The 7729-nt window shown below is 57.8% G+C and carries 9 protein-coding genes and 1 pseudogene; 9 read left to right on the forward strand and 1 reads right to left on the reverse strand.

Going from position 1 to position 7729, the window contains the following annotated elements; all coding sequences use genetic code 11:
• Positions 1-49 precede the first annotated feature (49 nt).
• Complete coding sequence (locus tag PHA8399_RS12200) at positions 50-481, reverse strand: tyrosine-type recombinase/integrase (protein ID WP_280137380.1); 432 nt, start codon at positions 479-481, stop codon at positions 50-52.
• A gap of 48 nt (positions 482-529) precedes the next feature.
• On the opposite strand from PHA8399_RS12200, the gene PHA8399_RS12205 reads away from it, so the two are divergent.
• The 9 genes and pseudogenes from PHA8399_RS12205 (at position 530) to PHA8399_RS12240 (ending at position 7655) form a co-directional block, all read left to right on the forward strand.
• The gene (locus tag PHA8399_RS12205; protein ID WP_058286431.1) at positions 530-997 is read left to right on the forward strand and encodes a hypothetical protein; all 468 of its coding nucleotides are present in this window, start codon (positions 530-532) and stop codon (positions 995-997) included.
• Between the two features lie 218 nt (positions 998-1215).
• A pseudogene (locus tag PHA8399_RS22005) lies at positions 1216-1461 on the forward strand (aminotransferase class III-fold pyridoxal phosphate-dependent enzyme); the annotation flags it as partial.
• A 53-nt stretch (positions 1462-1514) separates the two neighbouring features.
• The gene (locus PHA8399_RS12210; RefSeq protein ID WP_244270214.1) at positions 1515-1757 is read left to right on the forward strand and encodes an HAD family hydrolase; all 243 of its coding nucleotides are present in this window, start codon (positions 1515-1517) and stop codon (positions 1755-1757) included.
• 18 nt (positions 1758-1775) lie between these two features.
• Positions 1776-2267: an Lrp/AsnC family transcriptional regulator gene (locus tag PHA8399_RS12215; protein WP_058286432.1), complete on the forward strand. Its 492-nt coding sequence runs from the start codon at positions 1776-1778 to the stop codon at positions 2265-2267.
• Between the two features lie 122 nt (positions 2268-2389).
• Positions 2390-3844 (forward strand): NAD-dependent succinate-semialdehyde dehydrogenase, encoded by a 1455-nt coding sequence (locus PHA8399_RS12220; RefSeq protein ID WP_058286433.1) that lies wholly within the window; start codon positions 2390-2392, stop codon positions 3842-3844.
• 12 nt (positions 3845-3856) lie between these two features.
• On the forward strand, positions 3857-4921 hold the full coding sequence (locus PHA8399_RS12225) for a tartrate dehydrogenase (RefSeq protein ID WP_058286434.1): 1065 nt from the start codon (positions 3857-3859) through the stop codon (positions 4919-4921).
• A gap of 11 nt (positions 4922-4932) precedes the next feature.
• The gene (locus PHA8399_RS12230; RefSeq protein ID WP_058286435.1) at positions 4933-5271 is read left to right on the forward strand and encodes a tRNA-binding protein; all 339 of its coding nucleotides are present in this window, start codon (positions 4933-4935) and stop codon (positions 5269-5271) included.
• Between the two features lie 29 nt (positions 5272-5300).
• Positions 5301-6155: a DMT family transporter gene (locus PHA8399_RS12235; protein WP_244270213.1), complete on the forward strand. Its 855-nt coding sequence runs from the start codon at positions 5301-5303 to the stop codon at positions 6153-6155.
• A gap of 594 nt (positions 6156-6749) precedes the next feature.
• Entirely contained in the window at positions 6750-7655 is a 906-nt protein-coding gene (locus PHA8399_RS12240) for a tyrosine-type recombinase/integrase (protein ID WP_058286437.1), read from the forward strand.
• Positions 7656-7729: the final 74 nt, after the last annotated feature.

The raw sequence follows: 7729 nt of genomic DNA on the forward strand, positions 1-7729 counted from the left end.
GGACCCGGAAGATATCCGCAACCTCCAGCTTCGGCCGGGACAACGCAGTCTATGAGGCGCCTTTCCTGCGCTTCGCCGCGGTCAGGCCGTCCAGCGGGCTCTCCACCGCCGAGATCATGCCGGTGGCAACGCTGGCATAGTGCGCCGTCGTGGTGAGTTTGGCATGCCCGAGCAGCGCCTGAATGATCCGGATATCCACGCCGCGTTCCAGCAGGTGCGTCGCGAAGCTGTGACGCAAGGTGTGCAGAGTGACCGGCTTGGTGATCCCGGCGGCCAGCACTGCCTGCTTGAACAGCCGCGAGATCTGTCTGGCCGAAAGATGCCGCCCGCAATAGCCGGGAAAGAGCGCGCGATCAGGCCCGGACACCCCCCTGTCGTTGACGGTCGGGCGTTCGGTCCACCAGACCCGCAACAGGCTCAGAATATCAACGGGCAGCATCACGTTGCGGTCCTTGCGTCCCTTCGACTGCACAATGCGGATACGTCAACACAAGACATCGCCCGCCAGGCCAACGTGTCGCGGGGAGCGATGCTGCACCATTTCCCATCACGCAAGGAACTCATTCAGGCGGCCTATGCTGAGATGCTTTGCCGCGAGGCGGATCTGCTGCGCAGTTTCACCCGGACACTGCAACCTGGCCAAAACCGACTGAAAGCCCTGACCGAATACATCTGGGAAAGATACCAAAGCGGAATTTTTCAGGTGTCCATGGATTACCTGTCCGAAGCCCGCGTGAATGAGACAGAACTGGCCTATGTCGCTGCAGAATCCCAAAAATTCAACGAGGCGCTCAATGACGTCTGGCACGTCGAGCTCGCGGCGTTCGGCTGTAGCGCAGACATACGGCAAGCCATGATGAATGAATTCATGTGCCTCGTTCGCGGCATGGCATTCCAAAGCCAATGGCGCGATGATCCGGCATACTTTCAGAATATGCTGCAAAACTGGCTTCTCAGAGCACGATCCACTTTAATTCCCGCAAAGTCAGCCGGGTAGATGCAGCATAAAATGCTGTCAAAGGAAAAACGACGGCTGAAAATGCCGTTCCCGGCTGCAAAACGCACTTTCCTTCCGGCAGTTTCCCTTACCCTCGATTGAAAGCTCATACGGGAAAGAAACCGATGCGATCCAACTCTCTTATCGAAAAAGACCGGGCCCACTATTTCCATCCTGTGGTTCCAATCCGCGCCCACGAAAAACGGGGTGTAACTGTTATGCAATCGGGGCAAGGTGTCTTCCTGACTGACTCCGAGGGCAATGAACTGCTCGACGGCTTTGCAGGTCTGTGGTGCGTCAACGCAGGATACGGCCACGAGAATGTTGTTGCCGCTGCCGCTGAGCAAATGCAGCGCTTGCCCTATGCAACCGGGTATTTCCACTTTGGCAGCGAGCCGGCAATTGAATTGGCGGCCAAGCTCGCCGAGTTGTCTCCTGGCGATCTGGACCACGTGTTCTTCACTCTGGGCGGTTCGGATGCGGTGGATACAAGCCGTTCGACCGCAATTTCGACTACATGCTTGAAATGCTCGCGCGTCAGGGCATTCAGAAGCATGAAATCCTGCACACCGCTGAAAGCATGTTTCACGACCACGCACCCGCCAACAAATACGGGCTGTCCAATTGCTGGATCTACCGCCGCCACGACAAGTCGGGCTTTGGCGCCACCATGAACCCTGGCGAAATGCCGAAATATGACTTCCAATTCAACAGCATGATGGACATGGCAAAGGCCCATCAGGCAGAGTTGGCGAGCTAAGCAACGGGAGGAAAGAATATGGTGGGGACGCCGAAACTCGACCGGATCGACATCAATATTCTTTCCACCCTGCAGACGCAGGGCAACATTACCAATGTGAATCTGGCGGAGGCTGTGGGCTTATCCCCCAGCCCCTGCCTGCAAAGGGTGAAACGGCTTGAGAAAGCCGGTTACATCCAGAATTACCGGGCCGTCATCAACCTCAGGAAACTGGCGGAGCACGTAACGGTTTTCACTGAAGTCACACTTGCGGACCATCGCCGCAAGGACTTCGTTCGGTTCGAGAACGAAATCCGCAAGCATGACAATGTAGTGGATTGCTACTTGCTGAGTGGCGGATATGACTACCTGCTGAAATTTGTCGCGCGCGGTGTGTCCCAGTATCAGGAGATCATGGAGGATCTTCTGGAGCGGAACCTCGGCATCGATAAGTACTTCTCATACATCGTGATTAAGCCGGTTGTAGAAAAGCACAGTGTACCGATCCAGGATCTGGTCGACCGCGACTAAGGTGCGGCACAAAATGTTGAAGCCGGGCCAATTGCAGCACAGGATGCTACCGGTTCGGCAAATTCAAGATTTCCCCTCGCGCAAACCCGATAGGATTTTCCTAACTGCTGGAGTTGGAAATTATGAACCTTCAAGATATCTCTCTGTTTCGTCAGCAAAACCTAGTCGCGGGCGAATGGATCAACGCCGACAACGGCGCGACGATCGAAGTTGACAACCCCTCAACACTTTCTGTTGTCGGCACTGTGCCGAACTGCGGTTCCGAAGAAACGGATCGCGCAATTGCCGCCGCCGAGGCTTGCTTTGCGACCTTCCGCAAAACCACTGCAGCACATCGTGGCGCGCTGCTGGAGAAGTGGTTCGACCTGATCATGGAAGCTCAGGATGACCTGGCCACGCTCATGACCCTGGAGCAGGGCAAACCTTTCGCCGAAGCCAAAGGCGAAATCGCCTATGCCGCGTCTTTCGTGAAATGGTTCGCCGAGGAGGGTAAGCGCGTCTATGGCGAAACTATCCCCAGCCCGGTGCAGGACCGCCGCATTATCGTGCAGAAACAGCCCGTCGGCGTCTGCGCCATCATCACGCCCTGGAATTTCCCGGCGGCGATGATCACCCGGAAAATCGCTCCGGCGCTGGCTGCAGGCTGCCCGGTTGTTATCAAACCTTCGGAGTTCACGCCATTCACTGCCCTCGCACTCGGCGTGCTGGCGGAACGCGCGGGCTTTCCGTCCGGGGCGGTCAACATTGTCACAGGGGACCCTGCAGGTGTCGGTGGAGCACTGACCGGCAGCCCTGCGGTGCGCAAGCTGTCTTTCACCGGCTCCACCCGTGTGGGCAAACTGCTTATGGAGCAATGCGCGGGCACTATGAAACGCCTCAGCCTGGAGCTGGGCGGCAACGCTCCTTTCATCATCTTCGACGATGCCGATCTGGATCTTGCTGTCGAAGGTGTCATGGCCTCGAAGTTCCGAAACGGTGGGCAAACTTGCGTCTGCGCCAATCGGATTTTTATCCAAGCCGGTGTCTACGACGCCTTCGCTGAGAAGCTGGCAGCCGTTGTTGGAAACATGAAGTTGGGCGACGGGTTTGAGGACGGTGTGGAAATTGGTCCCATGATTAACGACGCTGCCATTGCCAAGATCAAATCACATCTGGACGATGCCACTGCCAAGGGCGGATCTGTAATTGTCGGAGGGGCGCAGGAAGACACCAGCACCCGCTTCATCAGCCCAGCTGTTGTAACTGGGGTGACTTCAGACATGATTGTGGCCGATGAAGAGACCTTTGGCCCTGTCGCGCCGCTCTTCAAATTCGGCACCGAGGAAGAAGCGCTTGCAGCGGCCAATGCCACCCCCTACGGGCTGGCAGCCTATTTCTACACCAACGATCTGACCCGCACATCCCGTGTCAGCGAGGAGCTGGAAACCGGAATGATCGGTATCAATGTCGGGGGCTTCGCCACTGAGGTCGCGCCCTTCGGCGGCATCAAGGAAAGCGGTCTGGGCCGTGAGGGTGCGCATCAAGGTATCGATGAATACCTGGAAGTCAAAACCCTGCATATCGGCGGCATCGCGTAAGGAATCCCGGCTATGACAAAAACATATCGTATCGCAGCCATCCCCGGAGACGGCATCGGCAAAGAGGTTCTGCCGGTCGGTCAGCGCGTCATTGACCTTGTGGCGCAAAAGCACAACTTCACTGTGGACTGGACCGAATTCGACTGGTCCTGCGAACGCTATCACGACACGGGCCGTATGATGCCCGAAGATGGCATCGAGCAGATGAAGGCGTTTGACAGCATCTTCCTGGGAGCTGTTGGCTTCCCCGGCGTTCCGGATCACGTGTCGCTTTGGGGTCTGTTGATCCCGCTGCGCCGCGAATTGGATCAGTATGCCAATGTCCGTCCCGTGCGCCTGCTGAAGGGCATCAGCTCGCCCCTGGCAGGACGTGGTTCGGATGACATCGACATGATCATCGTGCGTGAAAACGTCGAGGGGGAATACTCCGAGATCGGCGGGCGCGTCTATCAGGGCACGGAGAACGAGGCCGCCATTCAGGAAAGCATCCTGACCCGGCGCGGCACGGACCGGATCATGGACTATGCGTTCAACGTAGCCAAAACCCGCAAGCGCAAACATGTGTCTTCGGCCACCAAGTCGAATGGCATCATTCACACCATGCCGTTCTGGGACGAACGTTTTGCCGCCGCCGCCGAGCGTCATCCGGGTATCGGTACGGCCCAGTTCCATATCGACATCATGACCGCGAATTTTGTCCTGCATCCGGATTGGTTTGACGTGGTTGTGGCCTCGAACCTCTTTGGCGACATCCTGTCCGATCTGGGTCCGGCTGTCGCTGGCTCAATCGGTATCGCGCCCTCGGCCAACATCAACCCGGAGGGCAAGTACCCCTCAATGTTTGAACCGGTCCATGGCTCGGCGCCTGATATCGCAGGCAAAGGCGTCGCCAACCCGGTTGCTGCTGTCTGGACCGCTGCCATGATGCTGGAGCATCTGGGCGAAGCAGACGCCGCAGCCGATATCGAACAAGCCATTGAAACTTCTTTGGCAAGTCCTGATACCAAGACACGCGATCTGGGCGGCACAGCCGATACTGCAGGATCGGAAGCCGCCATTCTGGCCGCACTGTCGTAAGGAACAATGACATGAACAAAGCAGAGATCGTCTATGACGACTTCGCCAAGGTGGAAATGCGCCTGGGCAAGATTGTCGAGGTCAAGGATTTCACCCGCGCGCGCAACCCCTCCTACAAGGTCTGCGTTGATTTTGGTGCGCTAGGTCAGCGCTGGTCCAGCGCTCAGATCAAAAACTACTCCGAAGAAGAGCTGCTTGGACGGCCCGTCGTTTGCGTGGTGAACATGCCGCCTCGCAACATTGCCGGTTTCAAATCTGAAGTCCTGGTCATGGGAGTCCCGAACGAGGCTGGCGAGACTATCCTGCTGCAACCCTCGCATGATGCGGTTCTGGGAAGCGAAGTCTTCTGATGTCAGCCCGGCACACAGGATTGGGCACTTTGGCCATTCTTTCGTGGGGCACATTGGGGGTTCTTGGAGCCTTTTCAGCCTCCCTGCCGCCCTATCTGGTCCTGACGTTCTGCTTTGCGATCGCGGCGGGCATGGGGCTTGCAATATGTGCCGCAACAGGCCGGAAGCCAGTGCGTCTGCTGGACCGGCGCACCATCCTGTTTGCCGGGCTTTTGACAGCTTACCACTTGTCATATCTGGAAGCTTTCCATCACGCAGATCCCATCTCAGTGTCGCTGATCAACTACCTCTGGCCTGCTTGCCTGATCATTCTTGGCAACTTGTTCTTCCAGCTGCGCAGCGGGTTCCCGGGTTACCTTGGAGCCGCGCTTGGTTTTGCCGGGGTGTTAATCCTGATCGGCAAAGATGGATTTGCACTCCAGCTATCTGAGACACTCGGCTACGGTCTTGCCTTTGTTGGAGCAATCCTTTGGGCGCTGTTCTCAAACCTGCGCCGCCATGATCAGTCAGACGCTATCACTGCAATGACGACAATCTGCTTTGCGTCGTCTCTGATTTGCGGCCTTTGGTGGATGACAAAGGGTGCGAACCTGCCGGCGCTGACCGCCTCGGATGTTTGGGTCATCGCCGCGCTGGGTTTGGGCCCTGCCGGAGGTGCGTTCTTTCTCTGGGATCTGGGAATGCGCCAAGGTCACGCTGCTCTGCTTGGTGTCCTAGGATACTCAGCCCCCGTTTTCTCCACCATACTCATGCTTGTACTTGGCTTAGGCCAACCAGGCTGGGAAGTCTTCGCCGCGATAGCCTTTATCACTTTGGGTGGTATCGTCGTTCACTCCGGATCAAAAGGCCCGACGAAGTGCGTGGCTAATGCTGAAACAAGGTAAAAGGAAAATGGAACGACGTCCGCTGTTGCCTCTGAACAAGCCGCTCGTCTCACGCAGATCGAAAATGCTGCTTTTTTGGGGCTTTTGCGTTTTCGTTCTGATTTCTGTGGGCACCGCAGTTGTGCTTATCTGAGATTACCCACTGACTGCCGCTCGGATTTCTGCGGTTTGCTGAAAGCTAACAACGCTGCAGCGCGGTTAGTCGAAGCTGCCGTTACTGCTCAATGCAGCGAACATCCGTTTCCTGCTCTTCTAGTGGGTTGCTGTAGACAAAAGTGCAGTTTCCCGTCATCGAGGCAGTTTGCAGCGAAAATTCACTTTGTCCGGCACTGTGTGATTTCACCAGCTCCAGAACCTCGCAGTCGCAGCGAACGGCAGGAACGGCAGACTGCGCCGCAGCGAAAAAACTCGGCTGGTTGCGTCAAACGGCCGAGTTTGCAAAGGGCGCTTTCTGCGCAACGCACTAAATCGCTCCGCGATAGGGGCTCTGCGTGGCAGGCGTTGGGCTGAAGCGGTATTTGTTTCGCGGTTTAGGAGGTCGGGTGTGTGCTGTTGGCCGAGGTGATTTTGCCTCGGTTGATAGAGGGTTTTCCCATGACCAATCAGCACCCTGCACCGGCGACACCCCTTCGGGCGCGCATGATTGCGGATATGTCCGCACGCAATCTGGGACCTGCGTCGCAGACCAGCCACCTGCGGGCCTGCAAGCGGTTTGCCTCCTGGCTCGGGCGATCTCCGGAGACAGCTTCACCGGATGACGTGAAGCATTTCCAGCTGCATCTGATCGAGAGCGGGACGAGCATCTGCACCCGCAACCAGACCATGACCGGGCTGAAGTTCCTGTTCCGGATCACCCTGCGCCGGCATGACCTGGCGGCCGAAGTGTTCCACCTCAAAAAGCCCGTGAAGGTTCCCCTCGTGCTGAGCCGCAACGAGGTCAGGCGCATTCTCGCCATGGCCCCCGGCCTGAAAGCGCGTGTTATGCTGTCACTCGCCTATGGATGCGGCCTGCGGGCAAGCGAGGTCGTCCGGCTGAAGGTCGGCGACATCGACGGGGAACAGAACATTATCCGCATTGTGCAGTCGAAGGGACGCAAGGACCGCAACGTGATGCTGCCCGTTGATATTCTGAGCCTGTTGCGGGTCTGGTGGACCGAACGCCCGACCGTCAACGACAGGGGGGTGTCCGGGCCTGATCGCGCGCTCTTTCCCGGCTATTGCGGGCGGCATCTTTCGGCCAGACAGATCTCGCGGCTGTTCAAGCAGGCAGTGCTGGCCGCCGGGATCACCAAGCCGGTCACTCTGCACACCTTGCGTCACAGCTTCGCGACGCACCTGCTGGAACGCGGCGTGGATATCCGGATCATTCAGGCGCTGCTCGGGCATGCCAAACTCACCACGACGGCGCACTATGCCAGCGTTGCCGCCGGCATGATCTCGGCGGTGGAGAGCCCGCTGGACGGCCTGACCGCGGCGAAGCGCAGGAAAGGCGCCTCATAGACTGCGTTGTCCCGGCCGAAGCTGGAGGTTGCGGATATCTTCCGGGTCCATGGTTCTGCCTGGCGGGCGGCCAA

This window comes from Leisingera aquaemixtae (genome assembly GCF_001458395.1).
Classification (GTDB): domain Bacteria; phylum Pseudomonadota; class Alphaproteobacteria; order Rhodobacterales; family Rhodobacteraceae; genus Leisingera; species Leisingera aquaemixtae.

What these genes read in the sequence shown, in the direction of transcription:
- PHA8399_RS12230 (WP_058286435.1), top strand. Translation starts at nt 4,933, where the DNA reads ATGAACAAAGCAGAGATCGTCTATGACGACTTCGCCAAGGTGGAAATG.
- PHA8399_RS12225 (WP_058286434.1), top strand. Translation starts at nt 3,857, where the DNA reads ATGACAAAAACATATCGTATCGCAGCCATCCCCGGAGACGGCATCGGC.
- PHA8399_RS12240 (WP_058286437.1), top strand. Translation starts at nt 6,750, where the DNA reads ATGACCAATCAGCACCCTGCACCGGCGACACCCCTTCGGGCGCGCATG.
- PHA8399_RS12210 (WP_244270214.1), top strand. Translation starts at nt 1,515, where the DNA reads ATGCTTGAAATGCTCGCGCGTCAGGGCATTCAGAAGCATGAAATCCTG.
- PHA8399_RS12215 (WP_058286432.1), top strand. Translation starts at nt 1,776, where the DNA reads ATGGTGGGGACGCCGAAACTCGACCGGATCGACATCAATATTCTTTCC.
- PHA8399_RS12220 (WP_058286433.1), top strand. Translation starts at nt 2,390, where the DNA reads ATGAACCTTCAAGATATCTCTCTGTTTCGTCAGCAAAACCTAGTCGCG.
- PHA8399_RS12205 (WP_058286431.1), top strand. Translation starts at nt 530, where the DNA reads ATGCTGCACCATTTCCCATCACGCAAGGAACTCATTCAGGCGGCCTAT.